The sequence below is a fragment of the Flavivirga eckloniae genome, from assembly GCF_002886045.1.
Taxonomy (GTDB): domain Bacteria; phylum Bacteroidota; class Bacteroidia; order Flavobacteriales; family Flavobacteriaceae; genus Flavivirga; species Flavivirga eckloniae.
Map to the genome: position 1 here is coordinate 4424079 of NZ_CP025791.1, position 21329 is coordinate 4445407.

At 35.9% G+C, this 21329-nt stretch carries 15 protein-coding genes; 9 read left to right on the plus strand and 6 right to left on the minus strand.

From position 1 onward, the window contains the following. Window positions 1-11: 11 nt before the first annotated feature. The 8 genes from C1H87_RS18315 (at window position 12) to C1H87_RS18350 (ending at window position 10426) form a co-directional block, all read left to right on the plus strand. Window positions 12-1592 carry a SusD/RagB family nutrient-binding outer membrane lipoprotein gene (locus C1H87_RS18315; protein ID WP_102757206.1) on the plus strand — a complete coding sequence of 527 codons (1581 nt, stop codon included), beginning with the start codon at window positions 12-14 and terminating at the stop codon, window positions 1590-1592. 9 nt (window positions 1593-1601) lie between these two features. Then, window positions 1602-3254 (plus strand): alkaline phosphatase family protein, encoded by a 1653-nt coding sequence (locus C1H87_RS18320; protein WP_102757207.1) that lies wholly within the window; start codon window positions 1602-1604, stop codon window positions 3252-3254. A 139-nt stretch (window positions 3255-3393) separates the two neighbouring features. Continuing rightward, on the plus strand, window positions 3394-4773 hold the full coding sequence (locus C1H87_RS18325) for an aspartate aminotransferase family protein (protein WP_102757208.1): 1380 nt from the start codon (window positions 3394-3396) through the stop codon (window positions 4771-4773). A gap of 2 nt (window positions 4774-4775) precedes the next feature. Then, window positions 4776-6374, plus strand: a complete 1599-nt coding sequence (locus tag C1H87_RS18330) for a fibronectin type III domain-containing protein (RefSeq protein WP_102757209.1) — start codon at window positions 4776-4778, stop codon at window positions 6372-6374. Window positions 6375-6395: 21 nt separating this feature from the next. Then, window positions 6396-7304 carry a metallophosphoesterase family protein gene (locus tag C1H87_RS18335; protein ID WP_102757210.1) on the plus strand — a complete coding sequence of 303 codons (909 nt, stop codon included), beginning with the start codon at window positions 6396-6398 and terminating at the stop codon, window positions 7302-7304. Next, the gene (locus C1H87_RS18340; protein ID WP_199769305.1) at window positions 7301-8584 is read left to right on the plus strand and encodes a DUF5690 family protein; all 1284 of its coding nucleotides are present in this window, start codon (window positions 7301-7303) and stop codon (window positions 8582-8584) included. Before C1H87_RS18335 ends, C1H87_RS18340 begins: the two co-directional genes overlap by 4 nt. Continuing rightward, window positions 8574-9734 (plus strand): TIGR03364 family FAD-dependent oxidoreductase, encoded by a 1161-nt coding sequence (locus C1H87_RS18345; RefSeq protein WP_102757211.1) that lies wholly within the window; start codon window positions 8574-8576, stop codon window positions 9732-9734. The genes C1H87_RS18340 and C1H87_RS18345 overlap by 11 nt, the downstream gene beginning before the upstream one ends. A 14-nt stretch (window positions 9735-9748) precedes the next feature. Continuing rightward, the gene (locus C1H87_RS18350; RefSeq protein WP_102757212.1) at window positions 9749-10426 is read left to right on the plus strand and encodes a phosphonatase-like hydrolase; all 678 of its coding nucleotides are present in this window, start codon (window positions 9749-9751) and stop codon (window positions 10424-10426) included. A gap of 37 nt (window positions 10427-10463) precedes the next feature. Here C1H87_RS18350 and C1H87_RS18355 read toward each other — a convergent pair whose 3' ends face one another. Beyond that, window positions 10464-11039: a helix-turn-helix domain-containing protein gene (locus tag C1H87_RS18355; RefSeq protein ID WP_102757213.1), complete on the minus strand. Its 576-nt coding sequence runs from the start codon at window positions 11037-11039 to the stop codon at window positions 10464-10466. A 653-nt stretch (window positions 11040-11692) separates the two neighbouring features. Between C1H87_RS18355 and C1H87_RS18360 the strand changes: the two genes are divergently transcribed. Further along, a complete protein-coding gene (locus C1H87_RS18360; RefSeq protein ID WP_102757214.1) occupies window positions 11693-13273 on the plus strand; it encodes a fibronectin type III domain-containing protein in 1581 nt (526 codons plus the stop codon). 121 nt (window positions 13274-13394) lie between these two features. On the opposite strand, the gene C1H87_RS18365 is transcribed toward C1H87_RS18360, so the two are convergent. From C1H87_RS18365 to C1H87_RS18385, 5 genes are all read right to left on the minus strand, one after another. Continuing rightward, the gene (locus tag C1H87_RS18365; RefSeq protein WP_102757215.1) at window positions 13395-14918 is read right to left on the minus strand and encodes a sulfatase family protein; all 1524 of its coding nucleotides are present in this window, start codon (window positions 14916-14918) and stop codon (window positions 13395-13397) included. Window positions 14919-14920: 2 nt separating this feature from the next. Continuing rightward, entirely contained in the window at window positions 14921-16255 is a 1335-nt protein-coding gene (locus C1H87_RS18370) for a family 43 glycosylhydrolase (protein WP_102757216.1), read from the minus strand. A gap of 11 nt (window positions 16256-16266) precedes the next feature. Further along, on the minus strand, window positions 16267-17673 hold the full coding sequence (locus C1H87_RS18375) for an alpha-L-fucosidase (RefSeq protein ID WP_102757217.1): 1407 nt from the start codon (window positions 17671-17673) through the stop codon (window positions 16267-16269). A gap of 136 nt (window positions 17674-17809) precedes the next feature. Then, a complete protein-coding gene (locus tag C1H87_RS18380; RefSeq protein WP_102757218.1) occupies window positions 17810-18517 on the minus strand; it encodes a fibronectin type III domain-containing protein in 708 nt (235 codons plus the stop codon). After that, the gene (locus C1H87_RS18385; RefSeq protein WP_102757219.1) at window positions 18514-21294 is read right to left on the minus strand and encodes a right-handed parallel beta-helix repeat-containing protein; all 2781 of its coding nucleotides are present in this window, start codon (window positions 21292-21294) and stop codon (window positions 18514-18516) included. Before C1H87_RS18385 ends, C1H87_RS18380 begins: the two co-directional genes overlap by 4 nt. Window positions 21295-21329: the final 35 nt, after the last annotated feature.

Consider the following 21329-nt stretch of genomic DNA (forward strand, 5'->3'; position numbering starts at 1 on the left):
TACAAAGACTAATGAAAACAAAACAATTTATAAAAAGTTTAGCAGCCATGGCAATTATAGCTATTGCATTAATTAGCTGTGATAAAGACTTCGAAGAAATTAACAGTAATCCAAACTTTTCAGAAGAAGCAAATCCGGATTTGTTACTTCCAGGTGTTATACGTGAAATGGCACACAATTGGGGAAACCAAGGATGGGAAGAAGGTTTTACGGTAACGCAATACGCATCTCGTTTACAGTTTACTTCGGGTGACAGATATGATTGGTCACCTACAGGGAACCCTTATGACGATGCTTATAACTCTTTAAGAGATATTGAAAACATTATACGAACAACAGCCGACAATCCTGCAACCCAAAATTATTATGGTGTTGCGCTGGTAATTAAATCTTGGATTTATTCATACTTAACAGATGCTTATGGCAACGTGCCTTACACAGAAGCCATAAAAGGAATTAGCGATGATAATATCACTCCAAAATTCACCCCTCAAAGTGAGATATACGACGGGCTTTTAAAAGATTTAAAACAGGCCAATACGGTTTTAACCGATGCTTCAAATATTTCAGGAGATATTCTTTACGGGGGAGATATTCTAAAATGGAGAAAATTTGCTAATTCTTTACGATTAAGGTTGGCTATGAGAATTAGCGATGTAAACAATTCCAGAGCGGTTTCCGAAATGAATGAAATTGTAAACAGTTCGGCAACTTACCCAATTTTTGAAAATAATGAAGACGCCGCAAATATGCAGTGGAATTCAGATAACCCACAACCCAAGTTTAATACACGTTCAGGAAGTTTTGACGAAGTAAGACTAAGTACAACGTTAGAAACACGTTTAAAGGATCTCAATGATATAAGACTGATTGTTTTTGCACAACCAACATCAAACTCTGGTCAGGGAATTTATTCTCCTAACATGGATGATTATGTAGGTATGCCAAACGGTTTGGACGATGATTCGGCTTTAGGTTACAGCCCAACAGGAAATCCTGCAGAATCCGGTTCAAACTTCATCTCTCGATTGGGGGTTTTAATAACGTGTAGAGCATGCGATGTAGAAAATGCATCTCCAACAGCCTCGCAAACTATAATTATGAGTTATTCTGAACTTCAATTTATTTTGGCAGAAGCCAGGGAACGTGGCCTTATTTCTGTCGGTGATGCTTCCGGTTATTATAACAAAGGTATTACCGCTTCTTTTGAATATTATACAGAAAGAATTATAGCAGGAGGGTGGAATGACATAGCTACCGCACTTCAAGCTTTTGATATTCCAGATTATATTGCGCAGTCATCAGTAGCATATACAGGAACTTCAGATCAAAAACTAGAGAAAATTGCACTTCAAAAATGGATCGCCCTTTACTATACTGGTTTTGAGGCCTGGTCTGACTGGAGACGTACTAATATGCCAGAGGTAATTCCCGGTCCAGATGCCGTAAATGAAGGGAAAGTACCAGTTCGTTTTCAATACCCAAATTCGGTAAAATCTACCAATAACGCTAACTATCTAGAAGCTGTTAAGAATATGGGTGCAGACGATCTTAATACTAGATTATGGTGGGATGTAGCAAGCAATAACTAAAATTTGTCAATGAATTATTTTAAATATCTAATCATGACCATAGGCTTTTTTAGTCTATGGTCATGTTCAACAAAAAAAACATCAAAAGAAACTCAAAAAGCCAAACACGTTGTTGTAATAGGTTTTGATGGATTAAGTCCGGACGGATTAAAACATGCAAACACCCCAACGTTCGATAAATTGATGCAGGAAGGCGCTTATTCTTTACAGGCAAGAGCTGTATTACCAACAAGTTCCAGTACCAATTGGGCATCAATGATAATGGGTGTCGGACCCGAACAGCATGGCATCACATCCAATAGTTGGGATAAACACAATTTGGTTCTACCAACAGTTGCACAAAGCGAAGACTTCTTTTTTCCAAGCATATTTCATTTGATCGATACACAAATCGAAAACGCAGAAATAGGGGTGATTTACCACTGGAAAGAATTCGGAAGACTTTTTGAAAAAAATACAGTAGACTATGATGTTAATTCAAAAACAGAAGACGAAACCGCTGCGTTGGCTTCGGAATACATAAAAACGAAAAATCCAACCTTCACATTTGTACATTTTGACCATATAGACCATGCAGGTCACGAGTATGGTCATGGAACAGATCATTATTACGAGTCTGTAGAAAAAGCAGATTCATTATTGGCTGTTTTAATTAATACTATTAAGACTTCAGATATTGCTAATGAAACTATGGTTATTGTTAGTTCAGACCATGGCGGATTGGGTAAAGGTCATGGCGGGGAATCGTTGCAGGAGGTAGAAATACCTTTTATTATTTGGGGTAAATCGGTAAAAAAAGATTATAAAATAACCGCTCCGGTTTATCAATACGATAACGCAGCAACAGTGGCTCACATCTTGAATCTTAAAAAACCGTTTGCTTGGATCGGGAGACCCGTAAAGCATGCTTTTGAAGGTTTTAATGAAACGGTAAAATACCCTGTAACCGAACGTTTGGAACCACCTGTAATTTTACCAAAAAGCGAAGGTTATAAAAAAGCAGGAGGACTATTCAATAATGAAGTTACCGTTACCATCGAAAACCTCAATACTGTTACCGGCGACATTTTCTATACAACAGACGGTTCTCTGCCAACCAAAGCTTCAAAAAAATATAACACCCCTTTTTCTATCAAAGAAAACACAGTACTTAAAAGTGCCTTCTACATTAATGGTAAAATAAGCAGCGTGGTAAGCGAGGCATTTTTTAGAATTAAAGATGAAGATTACAAAGCACCTATTCATTACGACATATTTTATTCTGGTAATGACCTTGCAAACATTCCTTCTATACGAAATAAAAAACCAGATGTTAGTGGAAGCTGTTTTGAGATGACTTCAGAAGAAATAAAAGAAAAAGTAAAGAAACATTCCACAGTACGTTTTACAACAAATATTACAATTACAGAAGAAGGCAAATACACCTTTTATACGAGATCGGATGATGGTAGTAAGCTATGGATAAATGATGATGAGGTGGTTAATAATGATGGCGACCATGGTGTAAAGGAAAGAAAAGGAAGTGTTCATTTAAAACCAGGAGTTTACCCCTTAACCCTTACGTGGTTCAATGGCGAAGGCGGGTTTTGGTTAGATACTTATTACAAAAGCAACACCATTAATAAGCAAATGATACCAACAACCATTTTAAGCTCAAATTAAATGGATCACCAAAAAAATATTATTTCAGTTTTTTTCTACTTTTTTGTTGAATTAGTCCTTTTCTCCAAGGAGGGTTCAGTTGAATCCTCCTATGGGGAGAAGGTATTTTTAAAATGTATCGAAACCTCTTATAAGTAGTATGATGAAACCGGAAAACCATAACAGAAAAACAGAAGGCGATATAAACCAAACATTGGCAAGAAACACATGGATGGAAACCCAAGTAGACGAAAATACCAAATCATTTTTAGAGGAAGATGCGCGCTATTTTTTGCATCAATCCATGTCTACACCATGTCTGGATGTTATAAAGAAAAGTAACCAATCAAGTTTCTTCAATTTACAAGGAAAGCCGTATTTGGACTTTCATGGTAATAATGTGCATCAAGTTGGATATAATCAAGAAGAACTTATTGAAAATTTAATAAAACAGTTACATAAACTGCCTTTTTCACCACGTAGATACACCAATAAACCAGCCATAAAATTTGCAAAAAAGTTAGCGTCATTAACGCCCTCAGATTTAAACAGGGTATTATTAACGCCCAACGGTAGCTCTGCCGTGGGCATCGCTTTAAAATTAGCAAGAGCCGTAACCGGAAAATTTAAAGTTGTTTCCTTTTGGGATTCTTTTCACGGCGCGTCATTGGATGCTATTAGTGTTGGAGGAGAAGCAGTTTTTAGAGATTCTATGGGGCCATTAATGCCCGGAGTGGAGCGCATTCCCCCACCAGTAACGTATCGCGGTATTTTTGAAGACAATGAAGATAAATGTCTGGAATATCTAGAATATGTGTTTAAAAAAGAAGGAGACATTGGAGCCTTTATTGCCGAAACCGTTAGAAATACCGATGTACAAACTCCTTCGAAGTCATTTTGGCAAAAAGCAAGGGCGCTTTGCAACACCCATAATGTACTGCTTATACTTGATGAAATTCCTATAGCATTGGGTAGAACAGGGTATATGTTTGCTTTCGAGCATTATGGTATCGAACCCGATATTTTATGCCTAGGAAAAGGTTTAGGCGGCGGCATTTTTCCACAAGCGGCCATCGTAACCCGGGATAAGTTTAACATTTGTCAGGAGATATCCCTTGGGCATTATACCCATGAAAAAAGTCCATTAGGGTCTGTTTGCGGATTAACCACTATAGATATTATTGAAAAAGAACAATTACTTAAAAAAGTAAGACGGGATGAGCTTTACATGCGCTCATCATTAGAAGCTTTAAAGATCAAATACCCATTAATTGGAGACATAAGAGGCATGGGATTATTATGGGGCATTGAATTGGTAACTAGTAAAGATACCAAAGAAAAGGCCGTAGATGAGGCCGAACGTATTATGTACGAATGTCTGGCAGAAGGGTTGAGTTTTAAAGTGTCCGCAGGAAACGTTCTGCAATTATCACCACCACTTACCATTTCAAGAGAAGATTTAGATAAGGCACTAAATATTTTAGATAGAGCACTTTTAAAAATAAGTGATCAAATTAATAATCATCAAACTATTGTTTAAACATGAAGCAACATATTAATATAACAGTATTGGCAATTTTAATAACCTGTTCGGTTTTTGCTCAAAAGAATAGCTTTTTGGTACAGCCTTATTTACAGGATGCCACACCAAATTCGATTAAAATAATGTGGGAAACGGCATTGGGAGAAGAAAGCATTGTAGAATGGGGAAGTACAAAGAAACTTGGAAAAAAAACCACAGGTACTGCTAACGATATCAATTTTGGTAAATCCAGAATTCATGAAGTTAAAATTCAAGGCCTTAAACGTTTTACAAACTACTATTACAGAGTAAAAACCGGTCGTTTAGTTTCTGATATTTTCCAGTTTAAAACCCCACCTTTTGCTAATGATGAGGGATCATTTAATATTTTGGCGATGAGCGATATGCAACACGATTTCAATCATCCCGATAAATTCTCAGAAATCGTAAATGACGGTGTACTTTCATATTTGAAACATGAATTTAAAGGAGACGTACCCAATAATTTGGCATTGGTTATGATTCCTGGTGATTTGGTGAAAGATGGCGATGAATACGATCAATGGAAAAACTATTTCTTTAATCCTGCCGAAAAGCTATTTGCCGAAGTTCCTGTATATCCGGTACTCGGGAATCATGAAAAAAATTCCACCTTCTACTTTAAATATTTCAGTCTGCCGGAAAACGGAACACCTGCTTATGCCGAGCATTGGTGGTACAAAGACTATGGGAACACCCGAATAATAGGGTTAAACTCTAACAAAGGGTTTAGAGATATTAAAACACAGTTAGAATGGTTGGAAAAGCTGTTGAAGGATACTGAAAATAATGATGACATAGATTTTGTTTTTGCACAGCTGCATCACCCGCATAAATCTGAACTTTGGATTCCCGGAGAAATAGATTTTACAGGAGAAGTTATTAAAGTTCTGGAAGCATTTACAACAGGTTCAGGAAAGCCTAGTTTACATTTTTTTGGACATACACACGGATATTCCCGCGGACAATCTAAAGACCATAAGCACCTATGGATTAATGTAGCTTCGGCAGGAGGTGCTATTGACAATTGGGGCGAGTTTAAAGGAAAGGATTATGATGAGTTTACAGTTACCCAAGATGAATATGGCTTTGTAATGGTTGAGGTAGAAAACAATAACAATGATCCTAAGTTTACCATTAAGCGTATAAGCCGAGGTAACGAAAGTAAGTTAAGGAACAATGAACTTAGAGATAGTATTACTATTTATAAAAAACCTCGAAAACCTCTTTCGCCAAAGGCCATAGCTCCTCATGATGAAAATATAGCTGTTACAGACATTATTTTAAAAGCAAGTCCATTTAAAAGTGAACACAGTAAAGCATTTCATGCCGCGTCCCATTGGCAAGTGTCTAAAAGCAAAGAATTTGAGGATTTGATTTTAGATAGTTGGAAACAGAGCGAGAATTGGTATTATATGGAAAACCGTCAGAAACACGATGATCTTACAGATGAAAAAATAACACGCTTAGAACCTGGTACCACTTATTATTGGAGAGTGCGGTATCGCGATCAGAACCTAAATTGGGGCGATTGGTCTAATACTTTGAACTTTAAAACACAACAAAACTTATCTAAATAAGCAGTAAGATTCTAAAAAAGTATGAGTTTAACAAGAAGACATTTTTTAAAAACAGCGGGCATTTTTACCATATCAACTATGGTAATACCTCTAGAAGGCTGTTTTGGTGCTATAAATTCTAAAATAAGAATTGGATTGGTTACCGATTCTCATTACGCAGACCGGGAACCGAATAACACACGGTATTACAGACAATCTATAGAAAAAATGGATGAATTTATCACGCTCATGAATCTGGAAAAAGTAGATTTTGTTATGCATATGGGAGATTTTAAAGATGAGGATGCAAACAAAAATAAGATAGATACTTTGAAATATTTGCAGGCTATAGAAGCATCATATTCAAAATTTAAGGGACCAAAATACCATTGTGTTGGCAACCATGATGTAGATAGTATAACTAAAGAGGAATTTCTTAACAATATCGATAACACAGGTATACCTAAACATAAAAGCTATTATTCATTTAATCAATCGGGGTTTCATATCGTGGTTTTAGATGCCAATTTTGATAAACAAGGGAACAACCATTTTTTTAAAGAAGGAGCCGATTGGCAGGATACTAATATTCCAAAGATTCAATTAGATTGGTTAAAACAGGATTTAGCAACCAACGATCTTCCTGTTATCGTGTTCTGCCACCATCCGTTGTTCGAATATTTTAGAGCAGGCAAAAAATACCACATTAATAATTATAGTGAAGTTCAATTGATTTTAAAGAATTCAGCTAAAGTCGTTGGCGTATTTCAAGGTCATGTGCACGAAGAGAAGTATAAAGAACACAAAGGCATGCATTTTATCACACAATTAGGTATGGTAGATTATAGTGGGTTAGAGAACAATAGTTTTTCAATTGTAGAAATAGATGAGAATAGCATTGTTATTAATGGTTTTAAAAGAGCAAACAATTATAATTTCCCTGTTCAATGAAGTTTAAGTTAGCAGTCCATACCAGGTTTATAATACAGGCTTCCATTGCCGCTTTCGGAGCCTATTTTTGTATGTACGCTTTTAGAAAGCCTTTTACTGTGGCAACTTTTGAAGGACAAAGCTTTTTTGGAATTGATTATAAAATTCTATTGATAATTGCACAGGTAATAGGGTATACACTGTCTAAGTTTTTGGGGATAAAAATAATCTCCGAAATGAAATCCAATAAACGTATGCTGTATTTAATTGGGTTTATAATGTTCGCAGAATTAGCACTGTTAGGTTTTGCCATAATTTCTGCCCCGTTCAATATGGTGTGTTTATTTTTAAATGGTTTACCTCTGGGGATGATTTGGGGGATTGTGTTTTCGTATTTAGAAGGTAGAAAAACAACCGAAATTTTAGGCGTTGTACTCTGTTCCAGTTTTATTGTTTCGTCTGGTGTAGTAAAATCGGTTGGGAAATATGTTATGGATTCACTAGGTTTTTCGGAGTTATGGATGCCATTTATTACTGGTTTACTGTTTATTATTCCGTTGACTTTTTTCACGATACTTTTAGAAAAACTACCGCCACCAACTCTAACCGATCAAAAAAGCAGAACACATAGAAAACCATTAAATAAAGCAGAGCGCTTTCAGCTTTATAAAGTATTCGCTTTCCCATTAACATTAATTATTGTGTTTTATGTATTTGTAACTGGAGTACGCGATTTTAGAGATAATTTTGCCCGAGAAATATGGGATACTTTGGGGTACAAGGATAGCATAGGAATTTATGCTTTTTCAGAAATACCTATAGCCATAACCGTATTGCTAATTATGGCTTTTATTGGGTCTGTTAAAAATAATTACAAAGCTTTTAAATACTATCATATTGTTTTGTTGTTAGGGGGCTTGGTAATTGGGCTGTCTACTACAGCATTACAATTACAAGTAATTAACCCTGTGGTTTGGATGATTCTTTCCGGTTTTGGCATGTACGTTTGCTACATCCCCTTTCAGGGCTTATTCTTCGATAGAATGATAGCGACCTTTAAAATAGAAAGCAATGTTGGCTTTTTAATTTATATAGCAGATGCTTTTGGTTATCTGGGTAGTGTGCTCATCCTGCTTTATAAAAACTTTGGAAAAGGGAGTATATCTTATTTGTCATTTTTCACCTATATGGTTTATGTCGTAGCATTTATAGCTATAGGGTTGGCGGTTTTATCATATACTTTTTTCAAAAATAAATATCGAAATAAATTAAAAATAAACACACTTATTTATGAACAATAAAACCTACGACCTAATAATTGTTGGAGGGGGTGTTTTAGGAACATTTCATGCATATCATGCGCTTGCAAAAGGTTACAGTGTACTAATGTTGGAAAAAAATAATGCGCCCTTGGGTGCTACTGTTCGTAATTTTGGACAGGTAGTTCCTTCTGGGATGAACTTAAAATGGCAGAGTTATGGCTGTGAAAGCTTAGCGATTTATAAATCCATTCAACAAAGGTTCGACATTAGTATTAGACAAAATGGAACGGTATATATAGCTTCAAATGAAGAAGAAGCACAATTACTGGAAGAACTGTATCAAATTAATGAGGCCAATAATTACGAATCTTATTTATTAACCAAGGAACAGTGTTTAAAGAAATATAAAGGATTAAAGGAAAGTTATTGCAACTCAGGATTGTTTTTTCCTCAAGAAGTAACCGTAGAGCCTAGAGTAATGATAGGCAAGTTGCATAAGTTTATGAAGGCCCATTATGAGTTAAATTATTTACCCAATACCACTGTAATAAACACACATGAAGTTAATGGTGCCGTGGAGGTGGTTTCTTCGGAAGGCACCGTCTATAAAGCTTCCAAAGTAATTATTTGTAGCGGAAGTGATTTTAAAACGCTTTATCCAATGGTTTATAATAATAGCGATTTACAGGTTTCGAAATTACAAATGTTACAAACCAAATCCCAAGGAAATTATGAATTGAATGGTTCTGTTTTAACGGGTTTAACCATTCGTCGTTATGAGTCATTTACACAGTGTCCGTCTTACGAAGAGATAAAATCTAAAGAAGATCTGAATAGTTTCGAGAAGCAATTTGGAGTGCATATTCTTTTTAAGCAAGCCACAGATGGCTCTGTAATTATTGGAGATTCACATGAATATGCAGATGCTAAGGATATTGATAATCTTGGTTTTGATCTAAATATGGATATTGATGATTTTATGATAAAAGAGGCTAAAAAAATCATCAACTTGCCAAGTTACGAGATTCAAAATCGTTGGGCAGGGTTTTATTCACAATGTAAAACGAAAGACATTTTTGAGTGCCAGATAGGCGATAATGTACATATAGTTACAGGTATTGGCGGAAAGGGTATGACAGGAAGTGCAGGGTTTTCCAAAGATAGTATTAACAGAATAATGAATATTTAAAATTATAGAGATATATGACAAACATAAAAATGGTAGTTTTTGATATGGCAGGAACTACAATTAATGAACACAATGTAGTATACAAAACATTATACACAGTAATTAATGAATCCGGACTTCCTGTATCGTTAGAAAAGGTTTTAGAACTGGGAGCAGGTAAGGAAAAATTTCAGGCCATAAAAGATATTATTAATGAAATAGATCCGGCTACAAGTATTAATCCTGAAATGATATTCGGAAACTTTAAAAATATGCTCGATGAAGCCTATTCTATTTTGGCAGTTACACCAATAGATGGTGTTGATGCGACTATGTTAGAGTTAAAAGAAAAGGGCATTAAAGTCGTTTTAAATACGGGTTATAGTGAAACTGTTGCAAATACACTTTTACATAAACTGAATTGGGAAAAAGATGTGCATTACGATTTACTGGTAACCGCAGATGATGTAGAAAAAGGGCGCCCACATCCGGATATGATTTTAAAAGCGATGGATGCATTACACGTTTTTGACCCAAAGACAGTGTTAAAAGCTGGAGATTCTGCAGTTGATATTGAAGAAGGAAAAAATGCTAATTGTGGTATTACAGTTGGTGTGCTTTCTGGAGCACAGACTAAAGAACAATTGAAGTCGGCAGAACCAACCTACATTATAGAATCATTAGCCACTCTAAACCAAATAATGGATTACTAATTTTATAAAAGCCTGATCATAATTTTGATTGGGCTTTTTAACCATTTTCCGAATAGAAGTATAAAACAAGCATGGTGCAGTCTTCGGTTCCTCTGTTTACTGGTACATGAGGCAACCTTCCATTAAAGTATATGGAATCTCCCTCATTAATAGTCACTTCTTCATTATCAATAATGTAAGAACAGCTTCCTTTCAATATATATTTAAACTCCCAGGCATCAGTAATTACTTTTTCGCGATACGAGTTTGGAGAAACAGTTAAAATAACAGCTTCGAATCCTACCGTATTTAAACTTTTACCAAAAATCTGAAAGTATTTGAATCCTTTGGCCTCAACCTCTTTTTCTAAAGTTTGCTGCTCTTCTTTTTTTACCAAGATGAATTTTGCTCCTGCTTTGCTTTCAACCCCTTCAAAAAAATTACTGGCATCAATATTCAATGCGCTTATAAGTTCTAGTAAAACTGGTAGAGACGGAATTGTACGGCCATTTTCTATTCTTGAAATAAGCCCATTACTAACACCTGCATCTTTAGCTAAAGAACTAATGGTTATATTTTGTTTTTTGCGAATTGATTTTATGCGTTTTCCAATACCAATTAAAAAGTCATCCATAGTGCTAAATTAATCTTTCTTTTTGTTTTTAATATATAGTTTAATGAAACAATAGCCTACCTAACTACCTATTGTACATCCATAATATTTTCCGTTTAAGTGTTCGTTGGTTAAGTCATTAATGTACTTAAACTATTTTGACAAATTAGGACACTATGAAACTATAACTTACAGTTAGCGTTGCAAATAGATTCTTTTTTTAATTTATTAATTCATTGGATTATCGCCTATTTTGATTATTTACCCATTACCAACTTAGAGTCTTATTTAGGACGTTGTACCCTTTTATAGAATCCAAAAAGAACAGGTTGTGAGTAATAGAAACTTAACATTTTTAACAATAAAATTACAATTAAGTCTAGATTTTATAACGCTTTTTTAATCTTCAAAAATTTATTAATCGTAATAATGTGAGTTAGTTTGTTGTGGTAATTTCAATACAAAAAATAGGTTATAATGAACAACTGCAAATTACTATTAATAAATGCTTTACTAACATCTATAGCTTATAGTATTCAATTCCTTTTTAAACACAATATACTTGTCTCGTCCACCTACAGTTTAGAGAGAAGGTTTAAATATTCCCTCAATTATTAAATAGAAGTCTTATTAAAGTAAGCGATAATTAAAAATGCCCAAATCATCATTTAAAAATGAAACACTACAAAACAATTCTATTATCAATTTTAATAGCCTCGGGGCTATCTGCTCAAACTAATACTTTATTGGTACAACCTTACTTGCAAGATGCTACTCCTAACTCCATTAAAGTGATGTGGGAAACGAAATCTGGAGAAGAAAGCATTGTAGAGTGGGGGAAATCGAAAAAGCTAGGGAAAGTTACCTCAGGTCATGCATCCCATGTAGATTTAGGGAATTCAAAAATTCATGAAGTAAAAATTGAAGGCCTTAAACGGTTTACAAATTATTACTACAGAGTAAAATCCGACGCAATTGTTTCAGATATTTTTCAATTTAAAACACCACCATTAGCAAAAGATAAGGAGTCGTTTAATATTATAGTAATGAGTGATATGCAGCAAGATTCCAATCATTCGAATGTGTTTTCTGAAACAGTAGACCAAGGTATACTAACATACCTTAAAAAAGAGTTTAAAGAAGACTTACCAAACAACTTAGCTATGGTTCTGGTTCCTGGAGACCTAGTAGAACATGGTAATGAACATAGCCAATGGCAAGGCCATTTTTTTAATCCGGGAAGAAAATTGTTTTCTAAAGTCCCTGTTTACCCCGTATTAGGAAGCCATGAAAAAAGTTCAGGTTCTTATTTTGAGTATTTCAGTTTACCCGAAAACGGTACGCCAGAATATGCAGCACACTGGTGGTATAAAGATTATAGCAATGTTAGGATTATTGGTTTAGACTCAAACGAGGCGTTTGGAAATATTGATGCACAATTAAAATGGCTGAAAAAAATATTGAAAGATACAGCTAGCAATGAAAACATAGATTTTGTCTTTGCTCAATGGCATCACCCTTATAAATCTGAGCTTCGAATTTCGGGAGAAACAGATGTTGCAGGAAAAGCTATTAAAGCTTTAGAAGCATTCACTACGAGCTCTGGAAAACCGAGTTTACATTTTTTTGGTCATACACATGGTTATTCACGTGGACAATCCAGAGATTCCAAACACTTGTGGATTAATGTGGCATCTGCAGGAGGAGCAATCGATAACTGGAATGAGTCTGACGGAAAGGATTATGATGAGTTTACGGTAACTCATGATGAATACGGGTTTTTAATGGTAGAGGTTGTAAATGAAAATAATGACCCAAAATTTACGATTAAACGCATCAGCCGAGGTAATAAAAACAAGATTAGGTATAATGAGCTTAGAGATAGTATAACGATTTATAAAAAAGCACGTAAACCAGAAACTCCTATGGTGATGTTTCCAAACAATGGAACCGTACCCAATGTTGGTGTAGTTTTAAATGCAGGTCCGTTTAAAAGCAAACATAAGAAAGCCTTTCATGCAGCATCCCACTGGCAAGTGTCCAAATATGAAGACTTTAAAAAGGTTGTAATGGATGTTTGGAAGCAAAATGAAAACTGGTACAATAATGAGAATCTTCAAAAGGATTATGTGCTTACAAAAGAAAGATTAGAACCTTTGGAGTCTTTTACAACGTATTATTGGAGGGTGCGTTACCGAGATCAGAACTTAAACTGGAGTGACTGGTCGGATGTATTAAGTTTTAAAACGAATTAATACAGACCTGTCAGGTTTTTAAAACCTGACAGGTCTAGATAATTTGATGTTATATAATAAGATTCTATGCGTGTAAATTTATATAGTTTGTGGCTTAATCAACATAGAAACTGGCATTAGATTAATGATACCCAGTTTTTATTTTACTATCCCGGGTTGAGTTATACAGATTGAGTAGTTTGTCAATTTTCGCTTTATATTTCGCATTACTAATTAGATTCTTTTCTCCTTTTTCAGAAGGATTATCTGTTAAGTTAAATAAAGCTATAGGATGACGTTTCAAATCGGTTCTATCTTTTTTATCTACCTGAATAATCAGTTTCCAGTTATTTTCCACAATGATGACTTCTTTACCAGTTCCTGCCTGTATCATTACAAAAGGATGTGTTTCAATGTCTTTTTCGTCAACCAAAATTGGAAGAAGGTTTGAAGAATCCATAGCCTGATCTTCTTCAAACTTTTGATTGGTTATAGCAGCTAAAGTAGCCATGATGTCTATTCCTATAACGGGTTTGTTAGACATCCTATTGGGTTTAATTTTCGCCGGCCAGGATACAATAAAAGGAACTTTGTTACCACCTTCAAACCTTTGGTTTTTCCCGCCACGGTAAATATCACTTGGACGATGTCCGGATTTTAAGGTTTCTGGAATAAGTAATCCACCATTATCTGAAGTAAAAATGATAAGCGTATTCTCGTAAATACCTTTCTGTTTTAAGGTTTTTATGAGCATATCCATTTGAATGTCTAATTCCTTAACCAAATCCAAATGTTTTGAGGGTGTAGTACCTGCAATGCTTTTTCCGTTTAAACTGGCAGCTGGTGTATGTGGTTTATGTACAGCTAATGCACAATAGTACATAAAAAACGGTTCGTTTTTCTTGCTGCTTTTTATGTATTCGACCGCTTTGTTCGCCAATAAAGGTCCCATATCATGCGGATCCCAGTAAGAATCTCCCAGACCTTCAGATTTGTCAAGCTTAACACCAATTTTGGTCATGTTTTCTTGGGATATATAGGTGATTTCGGATTTCTTATGAAGAGGCATCCATTGCTCATTTTCATAAACGACATACGGAACATCCTGTATTCCTGCTGGGAATAAAAGGCTATAATCGAACCCGTGTTGTTTGGGACCATTGCCCAAAACTTTAGTAACGTTTACATCCAGTTCCGGTTTAGACCGATCGCCTCGATATACCTTAGTAATATCATCTTTTCTAGGAAAATCTATACCAAAGCCCCATTTACCAAAAAAGGATGTTTTGTAGCCGGCATTTTTCATTAAACTACCTAATGTTAATTGATTAGGTTTTAAAGGAGACCGTTGGTAAGATCCCCAAACACCCCAGGGCGCATAACTTCGGTAGCAGTGATTTCCGGTCATAATCGCATATCTGGTCGGAGCACATAATGCAGCCGGAGAACGGGCATCGGTGAAGATAATGCCTTCTTTAGCGAGTTTATCTAAAGCTGGTGTTTCAACAATGATCTTATCTGAATGACGTTTGCGGTAATGTGAAATATCTCCAACACCAATATCATCAGCGAGTACGACGATAACATTGGGCTTAGATTGTCCAAAGCTCTGAATGGATAGCGCTAAAAAGTATAAAAAAAGTGTTTTTAATATGTTTTGTGTCATAGTTATTGAAATTGTAGCCAGTTTAAATTTACAATTTTATCTGCACCCCACTCAGAAATAAATACAACTATAATATTTTGCATGCCGGTTACTTTTTCAAGCATTGGCGTTTCAATGGTTTCCCAGCTATTCCATCCGCCGGTATATTTTACAGGAAAGTCTGCAATTAGTTTACCTTTAGGATCACCTATTCTCACTTCAAAATGGCCAATACGCTGTCCGCTGGAAACTCTAGCTATCATTTTTGTAGCAGATCCATCTCCAAAATCAACATTGTTAAATGTTACAGAACTCATCATTTGAGTATCACAAACCATCCAGCCTATAGGTTCGTTGCCGCCAACAAAAGCTGTTTTAGCATTTTTAATGTGATTGTATCTATCTACCTGGATTTTTTCTCCAATGGTAGGAGCGCCTATACCTCTAAGCGTTGGTTTTACCTTTTTTATGGTACCATCTTTTTTAAACTCCATGTAATCTGCTCTCATGGAGCGCAGTTTATTAAAACCACTTATATCCCACCAATGGTAAAATAAAATCCACTTCCCGTTATACTTAACTACAGAATGATGATTGGTACCGTTACCAATGTTATCCATAATTTTACCTTGATAAACAAAAGGTCCCATAGGATTATCACCTGTGGCATATCCAATGGTATAGCCTTCATCGGTAAAAACATGGGCAAAGGTTAAATAGTACTTTCCGTTATATTTGAACGGAAAAGGACCTTCTACATATCCAGCTGGTATGCCTTGAATTTTTATGGCTTTACCATCAATACTTTTCATATTGTCCTTAAGCTTAGCGACTTTTAAGGTTTTATCGCCAGCGAAGTATAGGTATGCTTTTTCATCATCGTCTAACAACAGTCCAGGGTCTATACCATCAAGCCCTTTTATATAGTTCTTTTCCCATTTGAATGGTCCTGTAGGGCTTTTGGAAGTACCAACCCCAATTCTTCTAAAAGAAGAACCGTCTTCTGGCTGAGCTGGATAGTAATAATAGTAAGTGTCTCCTTTTTTTATGCAATCTGGAGCCCACATGCCGTTTGAATCCTTTTTGCCCCATGGCACTTCATTTTGGTCTAAAATAACACCGTGGTCTTTCCAGGTACTGCCTTTTTCTAATGAAAACATATGGTAATCGGGCATACAGAACCTAGGAGCTTTAACGCCTTCTTTAGGAACAATATCATGTGAGGGGTATAAATACAATTTACCGTCAAAAACTCGAGCAGTAGGGTCTGCTGTAAACATATGGGTTACTAATGGATTTTGTGCATGTAGCAAGCTTACCAGAAAAAAGGCTACAATCGTTGAAATTTTAATGTTCATTATTTTTTATATTAATAGTTTAAATGGATTTTAAAAACATTGGCAAAGTCGTTTAAATCTTCGGCTTTGAATTTTATTTCTAATCCATTTTCAGAATGTTTATATGTCATTTTTTTGTTCGATCCCAAATGTTTTATGCTATTAATGTCTCCCTCTCTTAATTTAAAATTTGTATTTAAAGACTTAACAACAGTGCCTTCTTTGGGTTTTCCCAGAAAGGTTAAATACAGGTAGTCTCCATTAATGGTATACCTGATATCTTCTTTGGTAAATTGAATCTTTGCAAAGTGGTTATTATGGTGGGAGTTATAATTATCGGTTGGAATAATGGTAGGGCCTTCACCAAATATAAACCATGGCGATGTATTGTAAATAGCTTCTCCATTAACGTGTAACCATTCGCCCAATTTGGTTAGGTTTTCAACAACTTCTTTTGGAAACGATCCGTCTGCTAAGGGAGGAATATTTAATAAGAATATACCATTTTTACTCACCACATCAACCAACATGTCTACTAACTCGTTAGTCGATCTAATCGGTGTGCTTTCTCTGTAGAACCAGCCATGAGTTTCCCAGTCTAGCGGTACGTTCATATCCATATCTGTCATCCAAACGTCATAAGGTGTTTGTTCCAGCAAACCATTTTCCAAATCTCTCATTCCTATACCTGGAGGGATGTCGTTTGATTTGTAAACAAACTGAACGGATTTATTGTTTTTAATAGCTTGATTATAGAAATATGTAATGAAATCTCGTTGGTATTTTTCGTGGAAAACGGGTTTAGATTTGGTGTTTTGTCCTATATATTTTGAGTTTCTCAGTGTTTTTAGAAAATTACCTTCTTTAGTGCCTCCAAAGCTTGCATCTACCCAGAAAATATCGGGATCATACTTGTCTACACCTTCTTTAGCAAAATTTATCCAATCATCATCATCGATTGAATGGTATGACACCAGAAATTTCATTCCTTTGGCTTTTACAGCTTTTGAAACTTCGCCCACAATGTCTATATGTGGATTTAGTTTATATGAATTGTAATTTGAAAATTTGCTGTCCCAATGCAAGAAGTTACTACCATGCCAACCAATTACACCACCAAATTTGGCGCCTGCCAATTCAAAAAGGCCTGCCCATTTGTTGGCATCGAAATGCTTTGCTGTAAATAAATTTATGGCTTCATCGTTGGATAGGTTTTCGTTACCTTCTTTATACTTTATAGTCCATATACCCCAATGGCAGTAGATACCAAATTTGCTATTGATTAGCCATTGTGGCGTTTGATGTTTTCTTAAAGAAGTCCAATCGCTAGTATAATGACCTTCTTTTTTTTGAGCATGAGAATAGGGACTATATATGATAACAATTAATAGAATAGAAAGGCAAACTAACTGGTTTGTGTAAAAAAAATGTTTTTTCATTGTTTGGATGCGTTTGAATGTATTTCTCTAATTTTCCATGTCATCAAAGTATGCATAAAAAAAGAGCAATTTAAAATAAAGACTTGAAATCTTTATTTTATTAATTGCTCCATTTTATAGTTTATAATTAGTTTACTTACTGCGTTCTAAATTCAAAAACTGGGGATTGAGAGGTGTTTCCGTGTCCATCCTTTGTAACGACCTTCCAGTAGTATACGGTATCGGGGTTTAGGTTGGTACCCGAAGCGTTGGAACTGGAGGTATTGGTAAGTAATGTAGTCGGCGGGTTGGCCGTATCCAGATACACATCATAGGATTCGATATCATTATCGATATCGCTTCCCGTCCACTTTAGGTCAGGGCTCGTAACTGCGAGGCCTCCCATAACCGGGCTAACCAGTTCTGCAGGGAACGGTGCATGATTTTCAACAGGCGCCCCGGCATTATAGAACCTCCATTTAGGGCTGATGGCCGTTTGTGTAGAACCATTGACCTTAGAAACGACAAGCCATGCATAAGGCACGCCCCTTAGTATGGTTTCCTGTACCGTGGTACTCTGTGTATTTACATTTTTAACCGTATTGTCCAGTAGGTTTTCTATAACCAGGGTATAACTATCGGTATTCTCGGATGCTTCCCACTCGAAAGGAACGGTACTCATTTCATCAGAAACAATGGTTCCCTCGTTACACTCAGAATTTTCAAGAGGGAAGAGCAGAGCAGCCGCCTTGGGCGTTGTATTGCCGCCTCCATCGCCACCGTCATCGCTACCGCCACATCCGGCAATGATTAAAAGGACAAACAAATAGGCTAATGGATTTATATGTTTATTGTAATTTATCATTTCTTAATAATTTTAGATTGAGAATTAACATTAGGGGCTACCACATTAACAAAGTACAGACCGGCAGTAAGGCCTTGCACACCAACAACTAGGTTTTGGGTATCTCTGTTCACACTTTTTTGAAGCACTACCTGACCGGTAGAAGAGATCACTTGGTAGGTAACGATTTGTTCATCACTATCAGGGAAGGCGATGGTAAACTGGTTATCTACAACAGTAGGAGCTACCGTAACACGATCGAAAAGGAAGATGTTCTGTTTGTGCTGTCCTTGGCAGTCCTTGTTAGTGGTAACCTCCAGATTGTTGGCACCTTTGCTCAGCTGTAGTGTTACCTGGCTTTTGTCCGTAATAGTAAGCGCACCATTTAAATTAATTCTATAAAGTTGGCCCCCTTGTAAGTCAAGTGAAACAGAAGCTTTTAATTTATCTACCTTCGTTAGCACTGATAAAGCTTCAGGCTCATCAATTTTTACATCAAAACATTGTTCGTAATCGGCATCAGCAGTAGTTGTAATGCAAATAGTGTAATCTCCACCTTCCATATTATCGAATACCACGTTAGATGTAAAGGTTTTTTCGTTACTGGTTCCTTCTATTTTAGCAGTAAAGGTATAAGATGTTTCTTTAGATGTAATAGTTACAGATCCATTATTACTACTTCCACAGTTTTCGCCAGTGGCTAAAACAGAAAAGTTGTCTGCTGCTAGAGTAAATACAGGGCAACCAACAGCATTTACTGTTGAACCTTGAGGGGTGTCTGCACATTGATCATGCTCATCGGCTACACCGTCATTATCTTGATCGTTTTCAGGTAATAAAACACAGTTTTCACCTGGCAGGCCATAACAACCTAAACCAGAAGGACCGTATTGAGGATCCCAGTCTATACCAGCAACCCAGTTATCACCACCGAATTCGTAAGCTCCAGCATCTGGATTAGTACCTTGAAAACCGTCTGTTATTCCTGCTATGACTCTTCCTGCATCTATAGGGCTAGAACCTGCTTTTAAGGTGAAATCACCACCTGCCGCATTATTAAATACTGAGCTATCTATTATTAAATTATTTTGTTGATCAGATTGAGGTTCCCAAGTTGTCTCAGTCTCTTGAGTATTAGGATTATCTGTTCTTTCAGAATCTGTAATATTGTTCCATACATTTACATTAGAGAATGCGGTACCTGATAGATGCCATGCACCCATAGCACCACCTGTAGCTTGTATAAACGTATTATTGTAAATATTAATGTCCAATGCATTCCAATTCATCTGTACTGCTGTCCATTCTACATTCCATACAACATTGTTATAGACTTCAAATCCGTTAGGGTTAGTATCTAAATAAATTCCTGCTGCTTTTTTAAGATCTCCTCTTCCTTGCGCATCATGAAACCAATTATGATGTATTGATATGTTTTTTGGATTAGCGGCAGCACTAGCGGCATTACTAGATCCAGAGTAATAAAACAACCCACAATCATCAGCAATTAAGTTACTGAATGAGACATCGTTAAATGCGATTTCAGAATTGTTGTTTATTACATTCATACCATCACGTCCAGACCTTGTAATTGTATTGTTTAAAATCTTTGAATCTGAGGCATCTCTAGATCGAATTGGACCATCATAATTACCTAAATATCCAGAATCATGGATGTAATTGTTTTGAATTAAAGTATTTCTTCCTTGATCGATAATTGAAGATCCATCATTAAATGCGATTTCACATTTTTCTATAATATTACTATCAAATCTTGGATTTGACCAATTGATTTCAATAGCCCCAACTCCTGTTGAAATACCTTCTGCAGCACTTCCACGAGTCATACCTCCATAAAAACTAGATACCTGATATAGTCTATTGGAATTTCCATTTAAATGTATAGTTCCTCCAAAAACTGCTAAGTTTCTAATTTCAATATAATTTTTCCTATTAATGTTAATGGTACTTTCTCTTCTCGAAACTAGAATGGAATTATCACTAGGAGCACTTCCTGATGGTAATTGTACAAATAATTCTCTTGTTGTTGGGTTAAAATACCATTCATTTTGGAAATCTAAGGCCTCTTTAACACCTTCAAGGTAAAAATCTCCACCATCTCCTGGTGGGTGAAATTGAACTATCCAGCCTGCATTAGTACCATGTGTACTTTGCCAGTCTACCCTTCCTGGTGAACTTGCTGTAATTGGAAATTTCCAAGACGTCCATCCAGAACCTGGTCGATCACCATAAAACCATAGTGTCCCTCCATCTTCCCATGCATAATTAGGTATTTCACTATTTGATAAATGTCCTGAAGCTGTGCTACTTCCATCACTACCGCCTGTACTTCTTCTAGAATCTATGGTAAATCTATCACCATCTACATTATTAGGCCATCTAGCTAAATCTAATACTGTTCCTTCATGCATTACAAACATGCGTTGGCCAGAATTCCAATCCAAAGTACTTTTGTAAATACTTCCAGAATCTTGAGTGAAGTTATTTACGTTTTCCATAGCAGATATTATAACCCTTTCTCCTGGATATGATTGGTAAATAATAGGATTTCCTGCCGTTCCTGAATTTATAGGTGTAAGTGTTTCTTCGTAAGTACCTTCTCTAATGTATACAATATCTCCGGCAACAGCAACACTAGCTGCTTTTGTTATCGTAAGGTAAGGACTGTCTATATCACCAGTGTTTAAGTCGTCGTCTCCATTTTTAGCTACATAAATGTCTTTAGCTAAAGCATTGAAAAACATTAACAAAACTGGTATGATTATAAGTTTTTTCATATTCAATTGTTTTAAGTGTTTTAGTGTAAGTATAT